Raw genomic sequence first — 21,977 nt, forward strand, 5'->3', positions numbered from 1 at the left:
ATTTGTAAAGGTTATGCCCATTCACTCGTCATAAAACACCATCCCCTTATACGGCTGCTCGCGACATGCCGCCAGGCGCAGGGCGAGGCTGCCGACGTGCAGCTCCAGCTTGTGGCCGTCCGGGTCGAGGAAATAATACGACGCCCCTTCGCTGCGGTTCACCTTCCACACCGCCACCCCGGCCGTTTCCAGCCGCGCGCTGAACCCGGCGAAGTCGGCTTCGGCGACGCTAAAGGCGTAGTGGGTATAGTCGCTCTCTTCCGGCGGAGTGACGCGCCGCTGCGGATCCAGCGACAGGCACAGCCACAGATCGCCGCAGGAGAGATAGGCCCCGCCGTCCCAGCGCGCGTGCAGCGTCATCCCCAGCAGCTGGTGATAAAACGCCACGCTCGGCGCCAGGCTGCTGACCGCCAGGGTCAGATGATTCAATCCGCTTAACATGACTTATCCTCCAATGACATCACGATTTGCTGACGCAGCCATTGGTGGGCCGGGTCGCGATGCCAGCGCTCGTGCCACAGCATCAGCATATCAAACCCGGCCACCGCCAGCGGCGGCTCGACGACCATCAGGCCACTTACCCCACGCGCCAGCCGTTCCGGTACCACCGCCACCAGATCGCTATTGCGCAGCGTCTCCAGCATAAACAGGAAATGTGGCACCGAAAGGACAACCCGCCGCGAAAGCCCAAGGTTGGCCAGCGCAGTATCGGTTGCGGCGCTGAAACCGCCGCCGTCAGGGGAGACAATAACCTGATCCAGCTGGCAAAACTGCGCCAGGCTCAACGGCGCCCGCAGCGCCGGATGCCCCGCTCTGCCCGCCAGCACGTAGCGCTCGCTGAACAGCAGCCGCTGATGCAGCTCCGCCGGTGCGCCATCCCGGGTATGGAAAAACAGATCCACTTCGTCACGCTCTGCCTGCGACACCAACCGCGAGGGCTGCAGCTCAAAGACCGCCAGGCGGCTGCCCGGGGAAGCCCGACGCAGCGTGTGCAGCGCCGGGAGCAAAATCGCCGAGGCCATATAATCCGTGGCGGCCACCCGCCAGGTCTGCGCCGCCGTCGCCGGATCAAAATGGCTGGCAGGCGCCACCGCCAGTTCGAGCGCGGTGAGCGCATCGCGCAGCGGTCCGCGCAGTTCATCGGCGCGGGCGGTCGGCAGCATCCCGCGCGGCCCGGGCAGCAGCAGCGGGTCGGCAAAAATGTCCCGCAGGCGCGCCAGCTGGATGCTGACCGACGGCTGCGACAGGTTGAGCCGCTGCGCCGCTCGCGTAACGTTATGCTCACTCAGCAACACGTCGAGGGTGCGCAGCAGGTTGAGATCCAGACGATGTAAATTAATCACGGCTATACCTGAGATTTAAGCAATTAATTTCTACTATAGCGGCCAGCCGCTTACTCTGCAGCTCTCCATGACTCAGAGGTGATTTCCATGAAAGTACTGCTGATTTACGCCCATCCGGAACCGCGCTCGTTGAACGGCGCGCTAAAAGATTTTGCCGTCCGGCATCTACAAAATGCCGGTCATGAGGTGCAGGTTTCCGATCTCTACGCCATGCGCTGGAAAGCAGGTTTTGATGCCGACGACAGCAGCGCCCCGCTGGTCGGCGAGTTCTGGCGCTCGACGCTCGATTCAAAGCAGGCTTTTGAACAGGGCACCCAAAGCGCGGATATCGTTGCCGAGCAGGAGAAGTTGCTGTGGGCGGATACGGTGATTTTCCAGTTCCCGCTGTGGTGGTTCTCGATGCCCGCCATTATGAAAGGCTGGATCGACCGGGTTTACGCCTACGGTTTCGCCTACGGCCTCGGCGAGCACAGCGACCGCCACTGGGGCGACCGCTATGGCGAAGGCACCCTGGCGGGCAAACGAGCGATGCTGGTTGTCACCACCGGCGGCTGGGAGGAGCACTACGCCCCGCGCGGCATTAACGGGCCGATTAACGATATCCTGTTTCCGATCCAGCACGGGATGCTGTTTTATCCCGGCTTCGAGGTGCTGCCGCCGCTGGTATTCTACCGCACCGAGAAAACGGACGAACAGCGCTTTGCGCAGCAGTGCCGTGAGCTCGGGCAACGGCTGGATACGCTGGCGAGCACTGCGCCAATTCCCTTCCGCCGGCAAAATCACGGCGACTATCTGATCCCGTCCCTGATGCTGCACCCGGATTTGGCGCCTGGCGAACGCGGGTTTGCGCTGCATCAGACGACAAAGTAATGCCTTTCCGGTGGTCGCTGAGATGCCGCAGATACCACCGGAATTCATATGACGAATTGTGACCCCCCGCGCAATAACGACAATTCACTGCGCGACACCGCCCCGCATCTTGATCGCTATCAAAAATAATCATACCGTCTGGTCGGTATGATTCGGGCCATGAATATGGAAGCCCAGCACCGAAAAAAAGATCCTGCACGCCTGCATCAGCAGCTGCTGGAGTCGGCGGCAATGATTGCCGGCCGGGATGGCATCGCGTCGCTCTCGCTGAATGCCGTCGCGCGTGAAGCAGGCGTCAGTAAAGGCGGGTTGCTGCACCATTTCCCCAACAAGCAGGCGCTCATTTTTGCGCTGTTCGCCCGTCTGCTGGCCATTATGGAAGAGGCCATCTCGGGGCTGATGGCGGCCGATAATGTCTCTTATGGCCGTTTTACCCGCGCCTACCTGCACTATCTCTCTGACCTGACGGATACCCACGAAAGCCGGCAGCTGATGGTGTTGTCCCTGGCGATGCCGGATGAGCCGGTGCTGAGAAAATGCTGGCGAGACTGGATGCTGGGGCATCTGGCACAGGGTGATGCGCTGGATAATAGCCATACCGGCACCCTGGTGCGCTATGCGGCGGACGGTATCTGGCTGTCGGAACTGACGGAGGGACGCACCATGGGCGCCGACCACCGCCGATCGCTGGTGCGCGATCTGACGCGGATGACGCTGCCGGCGTGATGCCGGAAAAGCCTGCCCCGTCAGGCGTTATGGATGGTTGCAGGCCGTCTGGAGCACCCGGGCATACGTGAAATACGTAGACGCTCCCTGGACCAGACTGACAAATAAAATAGCCTCATGTAGGCTCTTAGATTGAGGCCGCGATGCGCTACAACATCAATGCCCGTCTCATTTATGATGCAACGGACGGCACACTCACCCTACCGGGAAGCACCGAACCTGACAGCCAGCTGTCTATCACTGCCAGCGCGCTGCTCTACTATTTCCTGCGCCATACCGATGTTATCAGCCGCGATGAGGTACTAAAAAAAGTGTGGGATGACAACGGATTAACGTCATCCAACAGCAACCTCAACCAGTATCTGAGCATGCTGCGCAAAACCTTCCGTCATTACGACATTGAGAACATCATCGTCACGGTGTCGCGCGGTATGCTGCAGCTCAACCCCGAATTAACCATCGCCATTATTGACGACATAGCGGAGGCGCCGTCTGAGCCCGCGGCGGAAGTCGCGCCGATGCAGGAGTCCGGGGCCCCCTTCACCCGCACCGAGGAAGATCCCGCCCCCTCCCGGCATGCGCGAGGCACCTGCTGGTATATGGCCGGCGCCAGTCTGCTGGCCATCGCGCTGCTGTTGCTGGCGTTTGCTTTCGTCGGCGGCGGCGAATCCCGTCCCATCACCCTGACGCAGATGACCCACAGCCAGTGCGAACTGCTGGCCAGTGACGAGATGCTGCGTTCGGTCTCCGCCACCGCCTACGCCAGGAATTTTGATGAGGTACGCCAGCGGCTGAAGCTGGAGTGCAAACCCGGCGAGCGCTTCGTCTTCTTCTATGGCGACAGGCTGGAAACCAACGGGCTGGGCCGGGTGTTCCTCGCCCACTGCGCCATGCATGAAGACAACCCGTTCAGCTACTGCGATAACTATTTCTACTACTCCTGGAAGCCGCAATGAGACTCGCTCCTCGCCCCTTTTTCGCCCTCTCTACGCTGGTATTTATCGTCGCGGCCGGGGTCAGCGCCTGGAAACTGCTGCCCGTTGAAAAAGACGGGGTGATGAGCTGCTCGACCAAAGCCATCATGCGTTTTGAGAACATGGAGAAGGAGAACGTCAACGGCAATATTCATTTTAATTTTGCCGCCAACGGCAAGGGCTCGATGGTCGTCGAGGGCTATACCGACTCCGCGGCCGGCTGGCTCTATCTGCAGCGCTACGTCAAGTTTAACTGGACCAGCCAACGCATCTCATCGACCGAACGCCACTACCGCATCAGCAAGTGGGAATCCAGCGCCTCGTCAATCGATGAGTCACCGGACGTTATCTTTGCCTACTTTATGCGAGAAATGTCCGACAGCCATGATGGCCTGTTTCTCAACGCCCAGAAGCTCAACGAGAAAGCAATTCTGCTGAGCTCCATTAACTCCCCGCTCTATGTCTGCACCCTGAAATCCGGCAGTCAGTTCGATTAATCTCCCTCCCCTGCTTTCCCGGTATCGCCCTCGCCGCGAAAGCGCACTTTTTGCATTTATCTGGCGCTAAAAAACATGACCATACCCACATTTAAACGAGGGATATATTACCCCGCGTCCGCAATAAATTAGCACCCCGTTAACATTCCCCGCGGCGCGTCTCAATGCGCAAAAAACCGCGCGAGGTAACGCCAAATCCCTTACGTCACATCAGCACAAACAGATAAATAAGCGGCAACAAAAGGCTAAATCACAGAGTAAAAACCTAAAAACAAACATTTAACGGATTTAAATTTCACTCCATCTTCATTTCCCTATAGTGGACGTCGAACGCCGCTGCCGCGTGTTGACGCCGTTACGCGGACGGTTTTCCCGAATCACAAAACCTGTTCTGGAGGAGATCACAATGGGTGATGCATTGGGGCTTATTGAAACCAAAGGCCTGGTGGCCTGCATTGAAGCAGCGGATGCCATGTGCAAATCCGCCAACGTCGAGCTGATTAGCTATGAAAACATCGGCTCCGGCCTGGTCACCGTCATGGTGAAAGGCGATGTCGGCGCGGTGAAAGCAGCGGTGGATTCCGGCGTGGAATCGGCGCAGCGCATCGGAGAAGTGGTGACCTCGCTGGTGATTGCACGTCCGCATAACGACATCAACAAAATCGTCATTAAACACAAGGCTTAAGGCCAGGAGAACGCAAATGGGTGATGCATTAGGTCTGATTGAAACCAAAGGTCTGGTGGCTTGTATCGAAGCGGCGGATGCGATGTGTAAAGCCGCCAACGTCGAGCTGATCGGCTATGAAAACGTCGGTTCCGGCCTGGTCACCGCGATGGTGAAAGGCGACGTCGGCGCGGTGAAAGCGGCGGTGGATTCCGGCGTGGAATCGGCACAACGCATTGGGGAAGTGGTGACCTCGCTGGTTATCGCCCGTCCGCATAACGACATCAACAAGATCGTCGCACATTACAAAGTGACGGAATAACGGGAGACAACATGATGAAAGAAGCGCTTGGTCTGATCGAAACCAAAGGTCTGGTGGCCTGTATTGAAGCCGCCGATGCGATGTGTAAAGCCGCCAACGTCGAGCTGATTGGCTATGAAAACGTCGGCTCCGGGCTGGTCACCGCGATGGTAAAAGGCGACGTCGGTGCGGTCAATGCGGCCGTTGACTCCGGCGTGGAGGCGGCAAAACGCATCGGTGAAGTGGTCACCTCTCGCGTCATTGCGCGTCCGCATAACGATATCGAAAAAATCGCGTCGCAGCATAAAGCATGACCTGACAGGGCGCGCCCCGTCTCCACTCTTTTAGTCTGATGAAGGATAGACTCATGATTGAACTGGATAACGATTTGCAGTCCCGCCAGAACGCGCGGGAACTGGTGCGCAGCGCCAAAAAGGCTCAGGCGATTCTGGCCACCTTTTCGCAGCAACAAATCGACGCCATCGTGAAAAACGTGGCCCAGGAAGCCGCGCACCACGCCGAAGCGCTGGCGAAAATGGCTGCGGAAGAGACCGGATTTGGCAACTGGCAGGATAAAGTGCTGAAGAACCGTTTCGCTTCGCTGCGCGTTTACGACGCCATCAAAGATATGAAGACCGTCGGCATCATTCATGACGATCCGCTAAAAAAAGTGATGGACGTGGGCGTGCCGCTGGGCGTGATTTGTGCGCTGGTCCCGTCAACAAACCCAACCTCTACCGTGATCTACAAAACGCTGATTGCCCTGAAAGCCGGCAACGCGATTATCTTCTCCCCACATCCTGGCGCACGTCAGTGTAGCTGGAAGGCGATCGAGATCGTCAAGCGCGCCGCCGAAGCCGCAGGCGCACCGGCAGGCAGCGTTGACGCCATTAGCCAACTGACCCTCGAAGCCACTTCAGAACTGATGCACAGCAAAGACGTCTCGCTGATTCTGGCGACCGGCGGCGAAGGCATGGTTCGCGCGGCCTACGCTTCCGGCACCCCGACCATTAGCGGCGGCCCGGGAAACGGACCGGCCTTTATCGAGCGCAGCGCCGATATTCATCACGCGGTGAAAGATATTATCACCAGCAAAACCTTCGATAATGGCGTGATCTGCGCCTCCGAGCAGTCAATCATCGTCGAACGCTGCATTTATAACGATGTGCATCGTGAACTCGAAGCCCAGGGCGCCTACTTCATGAATGAAGGTGAAGCGGCCAAAATGGCGGCTCTGCTTCTGCGCCCGAACGGCACCATCAATCCGAAAGTGGTGGGTAAAACCGCGCTGTATCTCAGCCAGCTTGCCGGTTTCAGCGTTCCGGCCAGCACCAAAGTGCTGATCGCCGAACAGACCACCGTCTCTCACCAGAACCCTTACTCCCGCGAAAAACTGTGTCCCATTCTCGGCCTGTACGTGGAAGAGGACTGGAAAGCGGCCTGCCACCGGGTGATGGAACTGCTGACCAACGAAGGCCTCGGCCATACGCTGGTTATCCATACCCGCAATCAGGATGTGATTCGCCAGTTCTGCCTCGAAAAACCGGTTAACCGCATTTTGATTAACACCCCGGCGGCGCTGGGAGGCATCGGTGCCACCACCAATATCACGCCGGCGCTGACGCTCGGCTGCGGCGCAGTTGGCGGCGGTTCCAGCTCCGATAACGTCGGACCGATGAACCTGCTCAACATCCGCCGGGTCGGCTACGGCGTACGCTCCATCGATGAACTGCGCGCCCCGGGCAGCCGCCCTGAACCGCAGCCGACCATCGTCACGCCGACAGATAACCCGCAGCGCAGCATTCTCGACGACGTGCGCTTCACCTCTCCAGGCGCCGCGACCCCGGTCGCTACCGCCGGCGATACAGGGGCTGATAACCGCTTTGCTGTCGCCGCCGCCGTCGAAGCGGAAGGCGAGATCAACGAGCAGAACGTGGAACGCATCATCCGCCAGGTGCTTGAGCGCTTAGGCCAGTAATGCATTGAAATAAGGCGATAAAAACAATGATTCTCGCAAAGGTAGTCGGACATGTCGTCGCCACGCAGAAATGCGCAGAGCTACGCGGCAGTAACCTGCTGCTGATCGTCAAACTGGACGATGACCAGCAGCCCATGAAGGACCAGACCTGGGTCGCCGTCGATAGCGTCGGCGCCGGCATGCACGACATCGTCCTGGCTGAAGAGTATTTCGCGCTCAACGCCGAGCGCTACAAAGCCATGTCGGTGGTCGCCATTGTCGAGAACGTGTTTCGGGACGCTTAAGGAGTGAATAACCCAATGAGTGAATTTTTGCTGAAACCCCGGATCCGCTTTGGTCAGGACGCGCTAGCGGTTCTGGACGAGCTCCCCGCCCGCAACGTCCTGCTGGTGACCGACAAGGCGATGGTCAAATTTGGCCTCGCCGATCGCGTGACTGGCCCCTGGCGCCAGCGCGGCATCGCTTTCCAGGTCTGGGATGACGTGGTGGCGGATCCGGATATCGCCACCATCGTACGCGGGATGAAGTTGATGGATGCCAGCTATCCGGATCTGGTGGTGGCGCTGGGCGGCGGGTCGGTCATTGACGCGGCCAAAGCGGTTATTTTCGCCCTTGCGCAGACCCGTCCGCAGGCCGGGCGCCAGCGTCCCTGCTTCGTGGCGATCCCGACCACCAGCGGTACCGGCTCAGAAGTGACCGCCTTTTCGGTCGTCAAGGCCCATGCTGAAAAACTGGTGCTGGTGGATCCGACGCTGCTGCCGGATATCGCCATTCTCGACCCGGCGCTGGTGGCCTCGGTCCCGCCGTCCATCACCGCCGATACCGGGATGGACGTCCTGTGCCACGCGCTGGAAGCCTACGTCTCCCGCGCCGCCAGCGACTTTTCCGATGCGCTGGCGGAAAAAGTGGTGCAGCAGGTTTTCCGCTATCTGCCCACCTGCTGGCGCAGCGGCGACAACCTGCTGGCCCGCGAAAAGATGCACAACGCCTCCTGTATGGCGGGCATGGCGTTTACCAACGCTTCGCTGGGTATCACCCACAGCCTGGCCCATGCGCTTGGCGGCGTCTTTCGCGTCCCCCACGGCCGCGCGAACGCGCTGTTAATGGCCGAGGTGGTGGCCTGGAACGCCGATTATCACGGGCAGTGCGCGACCGATGCCGCGCGCAAATATGCGCGCTTAGCCCATCTGCTGGATCTGCCGGCGGCCAATACCCGCCAGGGCGTCGCCAGCTTACTGGTCGCGATTCAGACATTAAAAGACGAAATGACGATGCCGGCCGGCATTAGTGATACCGGCATTTCCAGCGCTGAGTTTGAGCAACGCCTGGCGGAGATGGTTGGCCAGGCGCTACGCGACAGCTGTACACCGACCAACCCACGTACGCCGGACGCTCACGCTTTAAGCGAACTCTATCGCCGGGCGTGGACCGGTCACCTGGAATCGACCGGCGTCGCTCCGCTTGCGCGGGCCTGCGGGTAACAGATAACCGGTTGATCATTGAGTGATTTGTAGGCCGGGTCAGGCGACAGCCGCCCCCCGGCAAGCAGGCGGACACAGCATCCACAGCCGGGTTGTTAATCAGCCGCGGAACAGAACATCTGGAGAATACTACATGGCACACTACAGCTTAACGCCGCGCGTCCACGTGCTGGCTGAACGTTTACTCTCACATAAAAGCACCCTGTGCACCGAGCATGCCGCCACGTTGAACGCCCTTGATGGCGATATCGCGGGCATTCCCGCCGCCGTCAAGCCGGCGCGTCGTTTCTATGAGTTGATGCGCCAGCTGCCGCTGTGCATCAGCCCCGATGAGCTCATTGTCGGCGACCAGACCCGCAAACCGCACGGGGCAATTTTTCACGATGAAAGCGCCGCGCAGCGTCCGTCGGCGTTCCGTTTCCTGAATCTCAGCAGCGACCTGGACTCCCCGGATTACCGGCTGATTGTTGAAAAAGGCGCGCTGGCGATTAAACACCAGCTGGAAGAGAAAACCCGCAGCCTGGGTAGCGCCGTCAGCCGCAGCGGTATGGATGAAGTCAACGGCTGCCGGGCCGCCATTTACGCCTGCGACGCCCTCCTCGCCCTGGCGCAGAATCTGGCCACCAGCGCCGAAACGCTCGCGGCGGCGGAAAGCAACCCGTACCGCCAGGCCGAGCTGCTGGAGAGCGCGGCGATTCTGCATCACGTTCCGGCCCACCCGGCACGTAACTTCAAAGAGGCCTGCCAGGCATTTTATCTGTTTCAGCTGGCGCTGCAGCTGGACAACGGCAGCTATGCGGTAAACCCGGAAGGTGCCGATAAGGCTCTGCTGCCGTGGTATCAGCGCGACATCGCCAACGGCACCCTGACGCCGCAACGGGCCTATGAAATCGTTGAGTGCCTGTGGTTCAAACTGGCGCAGCTGAGCGAAGTCCGCGCCGCCTGCGCTATCGACGGCTACCCGATGTTCGACGCCCTGCGCCACGGCGCCAGCCTCGATGACCCCAGCACAATCATCAACGAACTTTCCGCGCTGTTCCTCTGCGCACAGCGGAATCTGAGCGCGCTCAATCTGCCGGTGCGTCTGTTCCACGGCGAACAAAAGGTCTCCGCCGCGCCGTTTGCCGCCTGTAGCGAAACGACAACAGCAGAAGGGCTGACTCCGCGCATGCAGCGCCTGCGCAACCACTACCTGACGGTACGCCCGAGCGTCTCTATCTATCGCGCGCTGGCCTTTACCGAGGTGGTGAAAGCAAATCCGGGTATGCCGACCATTCTGCTGCGCGCCAAAGCTTTCCGTCACGCCTGCGAAACCGCGCCGATCCTGATTCAGGACGATGAGCTGATCGTCGGCCATCCGTGCGGCAAGCCGCGCGCCGGGGCCTTCTCGCCGGATATCGCCTGGCGCTGGGTGCGCGACGAACTCGATACCATGAGCACCCGACCGCAGGATCCGTTTGAGATCAGCGAAGAAGATAAGAAAACCATCCGCGAAGAGATCGTCCCGTTCTGGGAAGGCCGCTCGCTGGATGAGATCTGTGAAGCCCAGTACCGCGAAGCGGGCGTGTGGGCGTTCAGCGGCGAAACCTTCGTCAGCGACCTCTCCTACCATCAGATCAACGGCGGCGGCGATACCTGCCCGGGCTATGACGTGCTGCTGTTCACCAAAGGGATGAACGGCATTAAAGCCGACGCGGAGGCGCATCTTGCCAGCCTGAGCATGGAAAACCCGGAAGATATCGACCGCATCTACTACTACAAGGCGGCGATTGAAACCTGCGAAGGGGTGATTAACTATGCGCATCGCATCGCCGCGCGCGCCCGTGAGCTGGCCGCTATTGAGCAAAACGCCCAGCGTCGCGCCGAGCTGCTGACCATTGCCGAAGTGAACCAGAACGTCCCGGCGAACCCGCCGAAGACTCTGCAGGAAGCGCTGCAAAGTATCTGGACCGTGGAGTCGCTGTTTGAAATTGAAGAGAACCAGACCGGCCTGTCGCTGGGCCGCGTGGACCAGTACTGCTACCCGATGTTTGAAGCCGATATTCGCGAAGGCCGCCTGACTCACGAAGCTGCGCTGGAGCTGCTGCAGGCTTTTATTATCAAATGCGCCGAGCTGATGTGGATGTCGAGCGAGCTGGGGGCGAAATACTTCGCCGGTTATCAGCCGTTTATCAACCTGACCGTTGGCGGTCAGAAACGCTCCGGCGGCGATGCCTGTAACGACCTGACTTATCTGATTATGGATGCCGTGCGCTTTGTGAAGGTTTACCAGCCGTCGTTGGCCTGCCGTATTCACAACCAGTCGCCGCAGAAGTACATGGAAAAAATCGTCGACGTCGTCAAGGCGGGGATGGGCTTCCCGGCCTGCCACTTCGATGACTCCCATATCAAGATGATGCTGCGTAAGGGCTTCGATTTCGAAGATGCCCGCGACTACTGCCTGATGGGCTGCGTCGAACCGCAGAAATCCGGCCGCATCTATCAGTGGACCTCCACCGGCTACACCCAGTGGCCTATCGCCATCGAGTTCGTCTTAAACCGCGGCCGGATGGTGCTGTTCGATAGCTATCAGGGGCTGGATACCGGCGACCTGCGTGAGCTGCGCACCTTCGAAGAGTTTGACGCGGCGGTGAAACAGCAGATTGCCCATATCGTCCGTCTGTCGGCAATTGGCACGGTGATCAGCCAGCGCGTGCACCGCGACGTGGCGCCGAAACCGCTGATGTCGCTGCTGGTGGAAGGCTGCATGGAGAGCGGCAAAGACGTCGCCGCCGGCGGCGCGATGATCAACCACGGCCCGGGGCTGATCTTCTCCGGTCTGGCGACCTACGTCGATTCGATGGCGGCGATTCGTAAGCTGGTGTTCGAAGATAAGAAGTACACCCTCGAACAGATGCGCGATGCGATGCTGGCGAACTTTGAAGGCTTTGAGGCCCTGCGCCGCGACTGCCTGAACGCGCCGAAATACGGTAACGACGATAACTACGTTGACCAGTACGCGCTGGATATTACCGAGTGGACCGAGCGCGAGTGCCGCAAGTACAAAATGCTCTACTCCACGCTGAGCCACGGCACCCTCTCTATCTCCAACAACACGCCGATTGGCGAGCTGACCAACGCCACGCCGAACGGCCGTCTGGCATGGATGCCGCTTTCCGATGGTATCAGCCCGACGCAGGGGGCGGATAAGCAGGGTCCAACCGCCATCATCAAGTCAGTCAGCAAGATGAACGTGGAGACCATGAATATCGGCATGGTGCATAACTTCAAGTTCCTCAAAGGGTTGCTGGACACACCTGAGGGTCGCCATGGCCTGATTACCCTGCTGCGCACGGCATCGATTCTCGGCAACGGTCAGATGCAGTTCAGCTACGTCGATAACGAAGTGCTGAAAAAAGCCCAGCAGGAGCCGGAAAAATATCGCGACCTGATCGTCCGCGTCGCCGGCTACAGCGCCTACTTCGTTGAGCTGTGCAAAGAGGTACAGGACGAAATCATCAGCCGTACGGTGATTGAGAAGTTCTGATAAACACGGACGTTTTTGGACACGGATGTCCCGATCGTTTTACTGGAGGTATGTGTGAGCGCAAAACAAGAATTAACCGGACGAATATTCAATATTCAGAAATATTCGATCTACGACGGCGATGGCATTCGCACGCTGGTTTTTTTCAAAGGCTGCAATATACGCTGCCCATGGTGCGCTAACCCGGAGGGGCTGAATAGCCAGTTCCAGGTCATGTTCTCGCACGACAAATGCATTAACTGCGGCGACTGCGTCAATGTCTGCCCGGCCGGCATTCACTATCGGGCAGAAGAAAACGGCGAGATGAAGCATTTTGTCGACCGTAATAAAGACTGTATTGGCTGCCGCAAATGCGAAGAGATTTGTACCCAGAACGCGCTGGATATTATGGGTAAAGACGTCACCGTCAGCGAGCTGATGGACATCATCATGCAAGATTATGACTTCTACATTGCTTCCGGCGGCGGCGTGACCATCGGCGGCGGTGAAATGAGCCTGCAAACCGATTTTGCCGTGGCGCTGTTCAGCGAATGCAAAAAGATGATGCTCAATACCGCCATCGAAACCCAGGGCACGACCCCGCTGGCCAATTATCAAAAGCTGGCGCCGGTGACCGATACCTTCTTATTCGATATTAAGCAAATAAACAGCGAACACCATAAAGCGTTATTTGGCATCGGCAATGAAGGTATTCGCCGCAATCTGGAATGGCTGGTGGACTCCGGCGCTAACGTGATTATTCGCATGCCGCTGGTTCGCGGATATAACGACTCATTTGATGCCATTACCGGGGCTATTGATTACGTGCAGAAACTGGCGAAGCGCGGAAATATCCGCCGCATCGACATGCTGCCGTACCACCAGCTGGGCCGCAAAAAATACGAGCGCCTGGATATGCCCTACCCCATTACCCAGGACCCGTCTTATTCGTCCGAAGAGCTGAACCAGCTGGAGACGTTCTTCACGCAGTTTGATTTTGATATTCGCTTAGTCCGCCATTAACAGGAGCCGACAATGAAAAGTTTAGGCGTAATTGAAACGCGAGGGCTGGTCACCGCCATTCAGGCCGTAGATGCCGCCTGTAAAGCCGCAGGCGTGACCTGCATTGGCTATCGCAAAATCGGATCGGGGCTGGTCAGCGTCTGCTTCGAAGGCGAGATCAGCGCCATCCACACCGCCATTGAGCGCGGCGTCGAGGTGGCGGGCGCTGCGCAGCACGTCAAGTCGCTGGTCATCGCCCGTCCGGAACCCAGCGTGGTGGCGGCGCTGAGTCATCTGAAAGGCCGCCCGGAGGCAAAACCGGTCGCGAACCACGCCGACATGAAAAACGAGGACCTGAAAAACGCAGTGCCGGCAGCGATGGAAAAAGTCGAGCCGCAGACGCCTCCTTCCCCGCCAGCGCCGGGGGAGCCGGAAGATAAAAATGCCGCGATGAAGAAAGGGAAGAAGGCATGATCGACACCCTGCTACATGAAAAAATCACCGCCCGACTGACGCGCTGCGCGCCCGATATCCCGGTCGGTATCTCTAACCGTCACGTTCATCTGTCTCAGCAGGATGTCGAGGCGCTGTTTGGCCAGGGTTATACGCTGACGCCGTTTAAACCCCTACGCCAGCCGGGGCAGTTTGCCGCCCAGGAGTGCGTGACCGTCGTCGGCCCGAAGGGCTCGCTCGCTCAGGTTCGCGTCCTCGGGCCAACCCGCCCGGTGACTCAACTGGAAATCTCCCGCGCCGACTGCTTTACCCTCGGCATCAAAGCGCCGGTTCGCGAATCTGGTCAGCTGGAGAACGCGGGTAACGCGCTGCTGATCGGCCCGGCCGGCCACGTCGAACTGCGCTCTCAGGTGATCTGCGCCTGGCGGCATATCCATATGTCGCCGCAGGATGCGCAGCAGTTGAATGTCGCCAATGGCCAGAAGGTGAGCGTCCGCAGCAACGGCGAACGCCAGCTGACCTTCGACGAAGTGGTGGTGCGGGTGCGCGATGACTTCGCGCTGGAGTTTCATATTGATACCGAAGAAGCCAACGCCGCCGGACTGAAAAACGGCGCGCAGGTCACGCTCATCGCTTAACGGAGGCCAGCCATGACCGACGAACAGATGGAATACCTGGTGGAACGCATTATCCAGCGTCTGCGGCCGCCGGTGCTGGTGATGGTTGGTCCGGCCGCGGGCTATCGCCAGGCCATCCGCAGCCGTCTGGCGGGATGCGGACAGCGTCTGCAGCTGGCGCTGGACGAAAGTGTGACGGATGCCGCGCTGTGGCAGGCGGTCGGTGAAACGCTGCCGTCCAACGCCTGGCAGGAAGCGCTGCCGTCGACAGCCTGGCGGGCCGTAGTGGTGCCGTTTCTCGACTATCCGCTGGCGGCCGATCTGGTTAACGGCACCTTGCAAAACCCGCAAGCCAGACGATTGCATGCTGCTCTGCTTACCGGCATGCCGGTACTGGCGCTGCGCTATCACTGCGATCCGGCCAGCGAGTTAAACCAGCTGCGCGGAGCAGATAGCACGACGCCCTACGCCGGACATATGCAGTCCACGTTGACGCGGCTGACGGCATGCGGTGTCACGCTGTGCACCATGAATGAGCTACTGGCGAAGCTGGCAGCAGGAACGGAGGCGCCCGCTCAGGCACCGACCGCCGGCGCGCGGCGTTATCTCACTGTCACAGACATCGTGAATAATCCGGCGCTGGCCTGTGCACCCGCAGCGCAGTTAACCGATGCCGCTATCGATTTTTTGAAAAACAGAAAAAAAGAACCCTACCTTAATAAATAGATCCGGAGTTTATTATGTCTTCAAAAACAAAATGTTGGCTATGGATGCTGTTGGTTATCCTTTCGGAAACCTCGGCCACTTCCACCCTGAAAATGTTCGGTAGCAGCGAAGGGACCACCAAAATGCTGCTGCTCGGGCTGCTGGTGCTGCTGTACTGCACCTGCTACTACTCCCTTTCCCGCGCGGTGAAAGATATTCCCGTTGGCCTGGCGTACGCCACCTGGTCCGGTACCGGGATTCTGGTGGTTTCGACGCTGGGGATGGCATTTTACGGTCAGCATCCGGACACCGCGGCGATTATCGGCATGGCCGTTATCGCCAGCGGCATCGTTATCATGAATCTGTTTTCCAAAATGGGTAGCGAAGAGAGCGAAGATACGCCAGTTAAACCGGTTGCTTCACCCTCATCCCTGGACAAAAAAGTCGCCAACTAACGAAAAAGGAATCGCATATGTTTAATCTCGGATTTTTATGGTTGGCGCTGTCTATCGGCTCCGAAATCACCGGTACCTCGATGATCAAAAAGACCAACGGCTTTAGTAAACTGGCGCCGTCGGTACTGGTGGTCTGCGCCTACGGCCTGTGCTACTTCGCCCTCACTCGCGCGATGAGCACCATTCCGGTGGGCGTCGCCTACTCGCTATGGTGCGGCTTTGGCATCGTCGGCGTCACCATCTGCTCGATGATCCTCTACAAGCAAAAACCGGATCTGCCGGCGATCCTCGCCATGGTGCTGATTATTTCCGGCGGCATCATCATGAACGTCTTCTCCAGCATGTAAGTTTCGCCTGCGCCTTCATTGAGTTCGATGAGGGCGCAAAAACCGCACTCAATAACATGTTATTGCCGCAATAAAAAAAACAAAAAACCATCGCCTGCTAATCAAATAATCAATAACGCTAAAAACACGACCAACGTCAAATTTTGCTGCTCCGTTTAGCCATAAATAACTTTTTGTGATTTTAATCGTAGTTATTTTCTCATTTTGCCTTATTTTTATCACATCCCTTCACCTACAGAGGACGATGTAATGACGCAAAAATCGATTTATCGCCTCATTGCCCAGGGCGGCCTGGACGACTGGTATAATTTGGATCACCGTATCTCCAACGACTTCCCTCGTTAATTCTCCGCTGCTGTTTACCCTCTAAATAAAATTAATTTAGCACTGCGTTTAGTCGCTATTTGTTGCGCCTGTTATTTGTCGCCGAATAGCCAAACGCGGCACAGCATTCCCATGGAGAAAATAAATGAAACGCATCCCTGAGCCGTTCCGCATTAAAATGGTCGAAAACATTCGCATGACCACCTTTGACGATCGCGTCAAAGCCCTGGCAGAAGCAGGCTATAACCCGTTTTTGCTCAATAGTCAGGACGTTTATATCGACCTGCTGACCGACTCCGGCACCGGCGCGATGAGCGACCATCAGTGGGCCGGGCTGATGATGGGCGATGAGGCTTACGCCGGGTCGCGTAACTATCAGCACCTGTGCGAGAAGGTCAAAGAGATTATCGGCTATCCGTACACCATTCCGACCCACCAGGGGCGCGGCGCAGAGCAGATTCTGTTCCCGAGCCTGATTGCCCGCCGCAAGTCGGCGCATCCGGTGTTTATTTCTAACTTCCATTTCGATACCACCGCCGCCCACGTCGAACTCAACGGCGCGAAAGCGATTAACGTAGTGACGCCAAAAGCCTTCGACACCACGTCGTGGTACGACTGGAAGGGCAATTTCGACATTGATTTGCTGAAAGCGACCATCGCCGAACATGGCGCAGAAAATGTGGCGGCCATCATTACCACCGTCACCTGTAACAGCTCTGGCGGCCAGCCGGTATCGCTGGCGAATATGCGCGAGGTATATCAGATTGCCCGCCAGAATAATATTCCGGTGGTGATCGACTCCGCCCGCTTCTGCGAAAACGCCTGGTTTATCAAACAGCGCGAAGAGGGTTACGCCGATAAATCGGTGAAAGAGATTATTCTCGAGATGTACCAGTACGGCGATATGCTGACCATGTCTGCCAAGAAAGACCCGATGGTGAATATCGGCGGCCTGTGCTGTTTCCGCGATGACGAAGAGCTATTCAACGAAGTGCGTATTCGCTGCGTACCGATGGAAGGCTTTGTCACCTACGGTGGTCTGGCGGGACGCGATATGGAGGCGCTGGCTATTGGTCTGGAAGAAGGCACCAACGAGGATTACCTCGCTTATCGTATCAATCAGGTGGAATACCTTGGCGAACGCCTGCGCGAAGGCGGCATTCCGATTCAATATCCGACCGGCGGTCATGCGGTATTCGTTGATGCGAAACTGCTGCTGCCGCATATCCCGGCGGAGCAGTTCCCGGCGCACGCGTTAAACAACGAGCTGTATCTGGAGGCGGGTATCCGCAGCGTGGAAATCGGCTCCCTGCTGCTCGGCCGCGACCCGGAAACCGGCAAGCAGAAGGCCTCGCCGATGGAGCTGCTGCGCCTGACCATTCCGCGCCGCGTTTATACTAACGATCATATGGACTATATCGCTGATGCGCTGATTGCCGTTAAGGCCCGCGCCGCCACGATTAAGGGCCTGACCTTTACCTATGAGCCGCCGGTATTACGCCACTTCGTCGCCAGACTGAAACCGGTGAAATAACCCCCCGGGCGCTCTCGCAACGGGAGCGCCTTTAATTTCGCATACAGAAAAATAAGCTCAATCGCTCGGGTTGCGTCTCGGTAGCCGTTTTTCCGCAACCTGTTACTTAATATATAGCCACGTGAGGAATAACCTTATGGCTACATTATCGGTCGCAAAAGCGGTCTCAACAAATACGCCATCGCTTATTGGCGGGGCGATGATTATCGGCGGCACTATTATTGGCGCAGGCATGTTCTCATTACCAGTGGTCATGTCCGGCGCCTGGTTTTTCTGGTCTCTGCTGGCATTGGTATTTACCTGGTTTTGTATGTTGCATTCGGGGTTAATGATCCTCGAGGCGAATCTGAATTATCATATTGGCGCCAGCTTCGACACTATTACGAAAGATTTACTGGGCACCGGCTGGAATATTATTAACGGCCTGACCGTGGCCTTCGTATTATATATTTTAACCTATGCCTATATATCCGCCAGCGGTTCGGTTATTCAGCATACTTTTGCGCAAATGCATCTCGCGGTTCCCGCGCGCTCAGGCGGCCTGGCGTTCGCGCTGGTCGTCGCCTTTATCGTCTGGCTGAGCACTAAAGCGGTCAGCCGGATGACCACCATCGTACTGGGCGCCAAAATTCTCACCTTCTTTATGACCTTTGGCGGCCTGATGTGGCACGTGGAGCCCGCGATTCTGTTCAATCGCGCGGAAGCGAATGCGTCGTATCTGCCCTACGTGCTGATGACGCTGCCGTTCTGTCTGGCGTCCTTTGGCTATCACGGCAATGTCCCCAGCCTGATGAAGTACTACGGTAAAGACCCGCAGATCATTCGCCGCTGCCTGCTGCTCGGCACGCTGATGGCACTGGTGCTGTATATTATCTGGCTGGTCGGTACGATGGGCAATATTCCGCGTCCGGCGTTTATCGATATCGCCGGGAAAGGCGGCAATATCGACGTGCTGGTGCAGACGCTAAGCGGCCTGCTGAACAGTTCAAGCCTGGATTTACTGCTAACCGTCTTTTCCAACTTCGCCGTCGCCAGTTCGTTCCTTGGCGTCACGCTCGGCCTGTTTGATTATCTGGCGGATCTGTTTAAGTTCGACGATAGCCGTCAGGGGCGCTTTAAAACCGCGCTGGTCACCTTCCTGCCGCCCATTGTCGGCGGGCTGCTGTGGCCCAACGGTTTTATCTATGCCATCGGTTTCGCCGGTCTCGCCGCCACCGTCTGGGCCGCTATTGTTCCCGCCCTGCTGGCGCGCGCCTCGCGCAGGCGTTTTGGTAGCCCTGCCTATCGGGTCTGGGGCGGCAATGCCATGATTATCCTGATTTTATGTTTCGGTGGCGCCAACGCGATCATTCATATTTTATCCAGCTTTAACCTGCTGCCGGTGTATCGCTAACTAAAAACCGCTTTCACTGCCGCCGCGTTTCGTGGCAGGATAATCCGATGAACAGAATCGTCGTCATTGTCCGCCCATATCGTTGGTGGCTGCCTGCATAACAGGCGGCACGATTCACATATCCATTTTAAAGCCGCCGGAAGGCGGCTTTATCGTTTCTCAGCGACGTCTTTCGGCTTAACAGCATCGTAAGGAGTCTCTGATGAATACCAACCCGACCATTCTTACCGGCGATCGCCCCACCGGCCAGCTGCATCTCGGCCACTACGTGGGATCGCTCCGCCAGCGCGTACAGCTGCAGCACGATCATCAACAGTTTATCCTGATCGCCGATCTGCAGGGATTAACCGATAACGGCAGCGACCCGCAGAAAATCAGCAGCAATATCTTTGAAGTGATGGCCGATTATCTGGCGGTAGGTATCGATCCGCACAAAACCACGATTTGCCTGCAATCAGCGCTGCCTGCCCTGGCGGAACTGAGTGCGCTGTATATGAATATCGTCACCGTCGCCCGCGTCGAGCGTAACCCGACGGTCAAAAGTGAAATCGCCCAGAAGGGATTCTCCCGTTCACTACCGGTCGGTTTTCTGGCCTATCCCATTAGTCAGGCGGCCGATATCACCGCGTTTAAGGCCGGTCTGGTACCGGTTGGCGACGATCAGCTGCCGATGATCGAACAGACCAATGAGATCGTCCACAAAATGAATAGCCTGACCACGACGCCGGTACTGCAGCACTGCCGGGCGCTGCTCAGCGATGTCAGCCGCCTGCCGGGCATTGACGGCGGCGCCAAGATGTCAAAATCGCTGGGCAATACGCTCACGCTCTCGGCCAGTGAAGAGCAGATTCATCGTGCGGTCGGCGCCATGTATACCGACCCGACCCATCTGCGGGTCAGCGATCCAGGCCGAATCGAAGGCAATGTTGTCTTTACTTACCTTGATGCTTTCCATCCCAATCCTGCCTTTGTCACCGAGATGAAGGCGCATTATCAACGCGGCGGGCTGGGTGACCGACAGTGCAAAAACGCGCTGGAGGAGTGTCTGCAGACGCTGCTGGCGCCCATTCGCCAACGCCGGGCAACGTATATTGCGGATAAAGGAATGTTGCTGGAGCTGCTGCGTCAGGGGAGCGAGCGGGCGCATCGCCTCACGCAGCAAACGTTGCATGAGGTAATGCGCGGATTAGGATTGCCGGTTCTGTTCTGAGCGCCGGGGGGGGTGACGCTTTAATGCTGCGGGTCCTGCTCAACCTGGTGCATCTTCACGCAGTCGCGTCCGCTGCGCTTGGCCACGTACAGCGCACTGTCAGCGTCGCGCAGCAGCCGATTATAGTCCGGATGGCCGGTATGCACGGCGAAGCCGGCGCTGGTGGTAATGGCGATATTCGTCTCGCCGCCGACATTAAACGGGAGCTGGCTGATGCTTTTACGTAAGCGCTCAAGGAGCGCAAAAGCCTCGGCCGCGCCGGTTTCCACCAGAACCAGCAGAAACTCTTCGCCGCCGTAGCGAAAGATATAATCGCTGGAGCGGATGTTATTGCTGAGCAGATCGGCAACGTGCTTGATTGCCCGGTCGCCCACCATATGACCCCAGTTATCATTAATCTCTTTAAAATGATCGATATCGACAATCGCCACCGTCATCGGCAGTTCATGCTCCATGGCGAGCGTGACCTCATGCTTGAGGACGACCGGCAGATAGCGGCGGTTGAGCAGGCTGGTCAGGGAGTCTTTACCGTTCTGCATCTGCGACAGACTGCTGAAGATGACCCCGAGCTGGCTGCTGATTTTCTGGCAAAGGATGTGGATGCTCTGGAGCAAAGTTTGCGTATTTTTATATTCAGCGCCGCTGTCTGAGGATTTCCAGCCGATGATCAAATTGTCTACCTGCGTAATCAAGTCGGCGATCTCTTCCATCTGCGCGTTCTTGTTAAAATAACGCACGCATTTATGACGGAACCACAGGCCAAACTCAGATTCAGATAATAACGTCCCGTTAATATCGTTCTTATTTTCACTGACAATATTAAAAATCGCGCTATTTTCCCAGCCGGAGAGCGAGGCCTGCTGTTTGCCATATTCCATTGGCACATTATCCATCAGGCTATACAGACGATAGGCTTCTTCATTTTTCGTCGCCCGATAGTGCGATAAGGTGTAGGCATGGCACATCATCTCGATCGCCATATTAATCGCCATCACCGCGTAGTGGATGGTCGCAAGGCCGGTCTGGTGGTCAATCTTATCGTTATCCCGCACATATTCAATCAGCCCGGCCTTAAGCTGGCGTGCGCCGCGCAGTACGGCCTCAGCGGGGATGCCGATGCGCGCATGAATACTGCCGATATGATATTGCCTTTCTGCCAGCGCCTGCAGCTGATCTTTCTCGCTGGTCAAAATGTCGTTGACCCACACGGCCAGTGAACGGCTAAGACGTTCCTGAACCAGATCGTAAGTCAGGTGGCGGGCGATATCGGGATCCTGAAAAATGAAGTCATAAAAACGAGCGGCCAGAGCTTCAGACTGCTCAGCGGCAATATTTTTAAGAATCGCCTTCACTTCCGGCTTCAGGCCGTCATACAACGGCAACCACTCCTTAAAAATAACTGAGATATATTTTTTGCTTTCATCGCTCATGAAATAAAGCACTCGCCGACATAGGTCTATTTTCAAGGCCGCAAATCATACAACAGTTCGCCCAGGTCAACCAGATTAAAAATGCAGCAGCCGGGCTTTCCCCTCTCCTGTCCGACCGTTTGCGGTGATTGGCGCTGCGACATCAATAACCCATGTTTATCGTATGGA

Annotated in this window: 24 protein-coding genes; 21 read left to right on the forward strand and 3 right to left on the reverse strand. The window is 57.5% G+C overall.

Features of this window, described 5'->3' with window-relative positions; all coding sequences use genetic code 11:
* Nucleotides 1–21: 21 nt before the first annotated feature.
* Both Q1L34_RS23005 and Q1L34_RS23010 read right to left on the reverse strand, forming a co-directional pair.
* Nucleotides 22–441 carry a FosA family fosfomycin resistance glutathione transferase gene (locus tag Q1L34_RS23005; RefSeq protein WP_004857515.1) on the reverse strand — a complete coding sequence of 140 codons (420 nt, stop codon included), beginning with the start codon at nucleotides 439–441 and terminating at the stop codon, nucleotides 22–24.
* On the reverse strand, nucleotides 435–1,343 hold the full coding sequence (locus tag Q1L34_RS23010) for a LysR family transcriptional regulator (protein WP_048024653.1): 909 nt from the start codon (nucleotides 1,341–1,343) through the stop codon (nucleotides 435–437). Before Q1L34_RS23010 ends, Q1L34_RS23005 begins: the two co-directional genes overlap by 7 nt.
* An 87-nt stretch (nucleotides 1,344–1,430) precedes the next feature.
* Between Q1L34_RS23010 and Q1L34_RS23015 the strand changes: the two genes are divergently transcribed.
* The 21 genes from Q1L34_RS23015 (at nucleotide 1,431) to trpS (ending at nucleotide 20,379) form a co-directional block, all read left to right on the forward strand.
* Nucleotides 1,431–2,213 (forward strand): NAD(P)H-dependent oxidoreductase, encoded by a 783-nt coding sequence (locus Q1L34_RS23015; protein WP_327204298.1) that lies wholly within the window; start codon nucleotides 1,431–1,433, stop codon nucleotides 2,211–2,213.
* Nucleotides 2,214–2,360: 147 nt separating this feature from the next.
* A complete protein-coding gene (locus tag Q1L34_RS23020; RefSeq protein WP_004857495.1) occupies nucleotides 2,361–2,939 on the forward strand; it encodes a TetR/AcrR family transcriptional regulator in 579 nt (192 codons plus the stop codon).
* Between the two features lie 143 nt (nucleotides 2,940–3,082).
* The gene (locus Q1L34_RS23025; RefSeq protein WP_104896991.1) at nucleotides 3,083–3,895 is read left to right on the forward strand and encodes a winged helix-turn-helix domain-containing protein; all 813 of its coding nucleotides are present in this window, start codon (nucleotides 3,083–3,085) and stop codon (nucleotides 3,893–3,895) included.
* Nucleotides 3,892–4,410, forward strand: coding sequence for a FidL-like protein (locus Q1L34_RS23030; RefSeq protein WP_015585229.1), 519 nt, complete (start codon nucleotides 3,892–3,894; stop codon nucleotides 4,408–4,410). Before Q1L34_RS23025 ends, Q1L34_RS23030 begins: the two co-directional genes overlap by 4 nt.
* Nucleotides 4,411–4,816: 406 nt before the next feature.
* Complete coding sequence (locus Q1L34_RS23035) at nucleotides 4,817–5,095, forward strand: BMC domain-containing protein (protein ID WP_010634659.1); 279 nt, start codon at nucleotides 4,817–4,819, stop codon at nucleotides 5,093–5,095.
* Nucleotides 5,096–5,111: 16 nt separating this feature from the next.
* Entirely contained in the window at nucleotides 5,112–5,396 is a 285-nt protein-coding gene (locus tag Q1L34_RS23040; protein WP_004857488.1) for a BMC domain-containing protein, read from the forward strand.
* A gap of 14 nt (nucleotides 5,397–5,410) precedes the next feature.
* The gene (locus tag Q1L34_RS23045) at nucleotides 5,411–5,689 is read left to right on the forward strand and encodes a BMC domain-containing protein (protein ID WP_015585230.1); all 279 of its coding nucleotides are present in this window, start codon (nucleotides 5,411–5,413) and stop codon (nucleotides 5,687–5,689) included.
* Nucleotides 5,690–5,742: 53 nt separating this feature from the next.
* On the forward strand, nucleotides 5,743–7,353 hold the full coding sequence (locus Q1L34_RS23050) for an acetaldehyde dehydrogenase (acetylating) (protein WP_004857485.1): 1,611 nt from the start codon (nucleotides 5,743–5,745) through the stop codon (nucleotides 7,351–7,353).
* Between the two features lie 26 nt (nucleotides 7,354–7,379).
* Nucleotides 7,380–7,637: a EutN/CcmL family microcompartment protein gene (locus Q1L34_RS23055; protein WP_004857483.1), complete on the forward strand. Its 258-nt coding sequence runs from the start codon at nucleotides 7,380–7,382 to the stop codon at nucleotides 7,635–7,637.
* Nucleotides 7,638–7,652: 15 nt separating this feature from the next.
* Entirely contained in the window at nucleotides 7,653–8,834 is a 1,182-nt protein-coding gene (locus Q1L34_RS23060; RefSeq protein WP_004857481.1) for a 1-propanol dehydrogenase PduQ, read from the forward strand.
* 133 nt (nucleotides 8,835–8,967) lie between these two features.
* Nucleotides 8,968–12,360: a choline trimethylamine-lyase gene (gene cutC / locus Q1L34_RS23065; protein WP_004857480.1), complete on the forward strand. Its 3,393-nt coding sequence runs from the start codon at nucleotides 8,968–8,970 to the stop codon at nucleotides 12,358–12,360.
* A gap of 54 nt (nucleotides 12,361–12,414) precedes the next feature.
* Complete coding sequence (gene cutD / locus Q1L34_RS23070) at nucleotides 12,415–13,362, forward strand: choline TMA-lyase-activating enzyme (protein ID WP_004857478.1); 948 nt, start codon at nucleotides 12,415–12,417, stop codon at nucleotides 13,360–13,362.
* Between the two features lie 12 nt (nucleotides 13,363–13,374).
* Nucleotides 13,375–13,815 (forward strand): BMC domain-containing protein, encoded by a 441-nt coding sequence (locus Q1L34_RS23075; RefSeq protein WP_004857475.1) that lies wholly within the window; start codon nucleotides 13,375–13,377, stop codon nucleotides 13,813–13,815.
* Entirely contained in the window at nucleotides 13,812–14,432 is a 621-nt protein-coding gene (locus tag Q1L34_RS23080; protein ID WP_032716498.1) for a phosphate propanoyltransferase, read from the forward strand. The genes Q1L34_RS23075 and Q1L34_RS23080 overlap by 4 nt, the downstream gene beginning before the upstream one ends.
* 12 nt (nucleotides 14,433–14,444) lie before the next feature.
* Nucleotides 14,445–15,137, forward strand: coding sequence for a hypothetical protein (locus Q1L34_RS23085; protein WP_004857470.1), 693 nt, complete (start codon nucleotides 14,445–14,447; stop codon nucleotides 15,135–15,137).
* A gap of 14 nt (nucleotides 15,138–15,151) precedes the next feature.
* A complete protein-coding gene (locus Q1L34_RS23090) occupies nucleotides 15,152–15,571 on the forward strand; it encodes a DMT family transporter (RefSeq protein WP_004857468.1) in 420 nt (139 codons plus the stop codon).
* A gap of 17 nt (nucleotides 15,572–15,588) precedes the next feature.
* The gene (locus Q1L34_RS23095) at nucleotides 15,589–15,918 is read left to right on the forward strand and encodes a DMT family transporter (RefSeq protein WP_004857466.1); all 330 of its coding nucleotides are present in this window, start codon (nucleotides 15,589–15,591) and stop codon (nucleotides 15,916–15,918) included.
* 249 nt (nucleotides 15,919–16,167) lie between these two features.
* Complete coding sequence (tnaC, locus tag Q1L34_RS23100; protein ID WP_004098218.1) at nucleotides 16,168–16,263, forward strand: tryptophanase leader peptide; 96 nt, start codon at nucleotides 16,168–16,170, stop codon at nucleotides 16,261–16,263.
* A gap of 124 nt (nucleotides 16,264–16,387) precedes the next feature.
* A complete protein-coding gene (gene tnaA / locus Q1L34_RS23105) occupies nucleotides 16,388–17,776 on the forward strand; it encodes a tryptophanase (protein ID WP_004857462.1) in 1,389 nt (462 codons plus the stop codon).
* Nucleotides 17,777–17,912: 136 nt separating this feature from the next.
* On the forward strand, nucleotides 17,913–19,169 hold the full coding sequence (gene mtr, locus Q1L34_RS23110; RefSeq protein WP_126509937.1) for a tryptophan permease: 1,257 nt from the start codon (nucleotides 17,913–17,915) through the stop codon (nucleotides 19,167–19,169).
* Nucleotides 19,170–19,371: 202 nt separating this feature from the next.
* Nucleotides 19,372–20,379: a tryptophan--tRNA ligase gene (gene trpS, locus Q1L34_RS23115; protein ID WP_004857455.1), complete on the forward strand. Its 1,008-nt coding sequence runs from the start codon at nucleotides 19,372–19,374 to the stop codon at nucleotides 20,377–20,379.
* Between the two features lie 20 nt (nucleotides 20,380–20,399).
* Here trpS and Q1L34_RS23120 read toward each other — a convergent pair whose 3' ends face one another.
* Nucleotides 20,400–21,809, reverse strand: coding sequence for a diguanylate cyclase (locus Q1L34_RS23120; RefSeq protein WP_015585235.1), 1,410 nt, complete (start codon nucleotides 21,807–21,809; stop codon nucleotides 20,400–20,402).
* Nucleotides 21,810–21,977 lie beyond the last annotated feature (168 nt).

This window comes from Klebsiella ornithinolytica (assembly GCF_030505655.1).
GTDB classification, from domain to species: Bacteria; Pseudomonadota; Gammaproteobacteria; order Enterobacterales; family Enterobacteriaceae; genus Klebsiella; species Klebsiella ornithinolytica.

Excerpts from the sequence above, each read along its gene's own strand:
- Q1L34_RS23120 (WP_015585235.1), bottom strand. The coding sequence starts at position 21,809 with ATGAGCGATGAAAGCAAAAAATATATCTCAGTTATTTTTAAGGAGTGG.
- Q1L34_RS23020 (WP_004857495.1), top strand. The coding sequence starts at position 2,361 with ATGATTCGGGCCATGAATATGGAAGCCCAGCACCGAAAAAAAGATCCT.
- Q1L34_RS23075 (WP_004857475.1), top strand. The coding sequence starts at position 13,375 with ATGAAAAGTTTAGGCGTAATTGAAACGCGAGGGCTGGTCACCGCCATT.
- mtr (WP_126509937.1), top strand. The coding sequence starts at position 17,913 with ATGGCTACATTATCGGTCGCAAAAGCGGTCTCAACAAATACGCCATCG.
- Q1L34_RS23090 (WP_004857468.1), top strand. The coding sequence starts at position 15,152 with ATGTCTTCAAAAACAAAATGTTGGCTATGGATGCTGTTGGTTATCCTT.
- Q1L34_RS23035 (WP_010634659.1), top strand. The coding sequence starts at position 4,817 with ATGGGTGATGCATTGGGGCTTATTGAAACCAAAGGCCTGGTGGCCTGC.
- Q1L34_RS23085 (WP_004857470.1), top strand. The coding sequence starts at position 14,445 with ATGACCGACGAACAGATGGAATACCTGGTGGAACGCATTATCCAGCGT.
- tnaC (WP_004098218.1), top strand. The coding sequence starts at position 16,168 with ATGACGCAAAAATCGATTTATCGCCTCATTGCCCAGGGCGGCCTGGAC.
- cutC (WP_004857480.1), top strand. The coding sequence starts at position 8,968 with ATGGCACACTACAGCTTAACGCCGCGCGTCCACGTGCTGGCTGAACGT.
- trpS (WP_004857455.1), top strand. The coding sequence starts at position 19,372 with ATGAATACCAACCCGACCATTCTTACCGGCGATCGCCCCACCGGCCAG.
- Q1L34_RS23045 (WP_015585230.1), top strand. The coding sequence starts at position 5,411 with ATGAAAGAAGCGCTTGGTCTGATCGAAACCAAAGGTCTGGTGGCCTGT.
- Q1L34_RS23005 (WP_004857515.1), bottom strand. The coding sequence starts at position 441 with ATGTTAAGCGGATTGAATCATCTGACCCTGGCGGTCAGCAGCCTGGCG.
- Q1L34_RS23030 (WP_015585229.1), top strand. The coding sequence starts at position 3,892 with ATGAGACTCGCTCCTCGCCCCTTTTTCGCCCTCTCTACGCTGGTATTT.
- Q1L34_RS23055 (WP_004857483.1), top strand. The coding sequence starts at position 7,380 with ATGATTCTCGCAAAGGTAGTCGGACATGTCGTCGCCACGCAGAAATGC.
- Q1L34_RS23040 (WP_004857488.1), top strand. The coding sequence starts at position 5,112 with ATGGGTGATGCATTAGGTCTGATTGAAACCAAAGGTCTGGTGGCTTGT.
- Q1L34_RS23060 (WP_004857481.1), top strand. The coding sequence starts at position 7,653 with ATGAGTGAATTTTTGCTGAAACCCCGGATCCGCTTTGGTCAGGACGCG.
- Q1L34_RS23080 (WP_032716498.1), top strand. The coding sequence starts at position 13,812 with ATGATCGACACCCTGCTACATGAAAAAATCACCGCCCGACTGACGCGC.
- Q1L34_RS23015 (WP_327204298.1), top strand. The coding sequence starts at position 1,431 with ATGAAAGTACTGCTGATTTACGCCCATCCGGAACCGCGCTCGTTGAAC.
- tnaA (WP_004857462.1), top strand. The coding sequence starts at position 16,388 with ATGAAACGCATCCCTGAGCCGTTCCGCATTAAAATGGTCGAAAACATT.
- Q1L34_RS23025 (WP_104896991.1), top strand. The coding sequence starts at position 3,083 with ATGCGCTACAACATCAATGCCCGTCTCATTTATGATGCAACGGACGGC.
- Q1L34_RS23095 (WP_004857466.1), top strand. The coding sequence starts at position 15,589 with ATGTTTAATCTCGGATTTTTATGGTTGGCGCTGTCTATCGGCTCCGAA.
- Q1L34_RS23050 (WP_004857485.1), top strand. The coding sequence starts at position 5,743 with ATGATTGAACTGGATAACGATTTGCAGTCCCGCCAGAACGCGCGGGAA.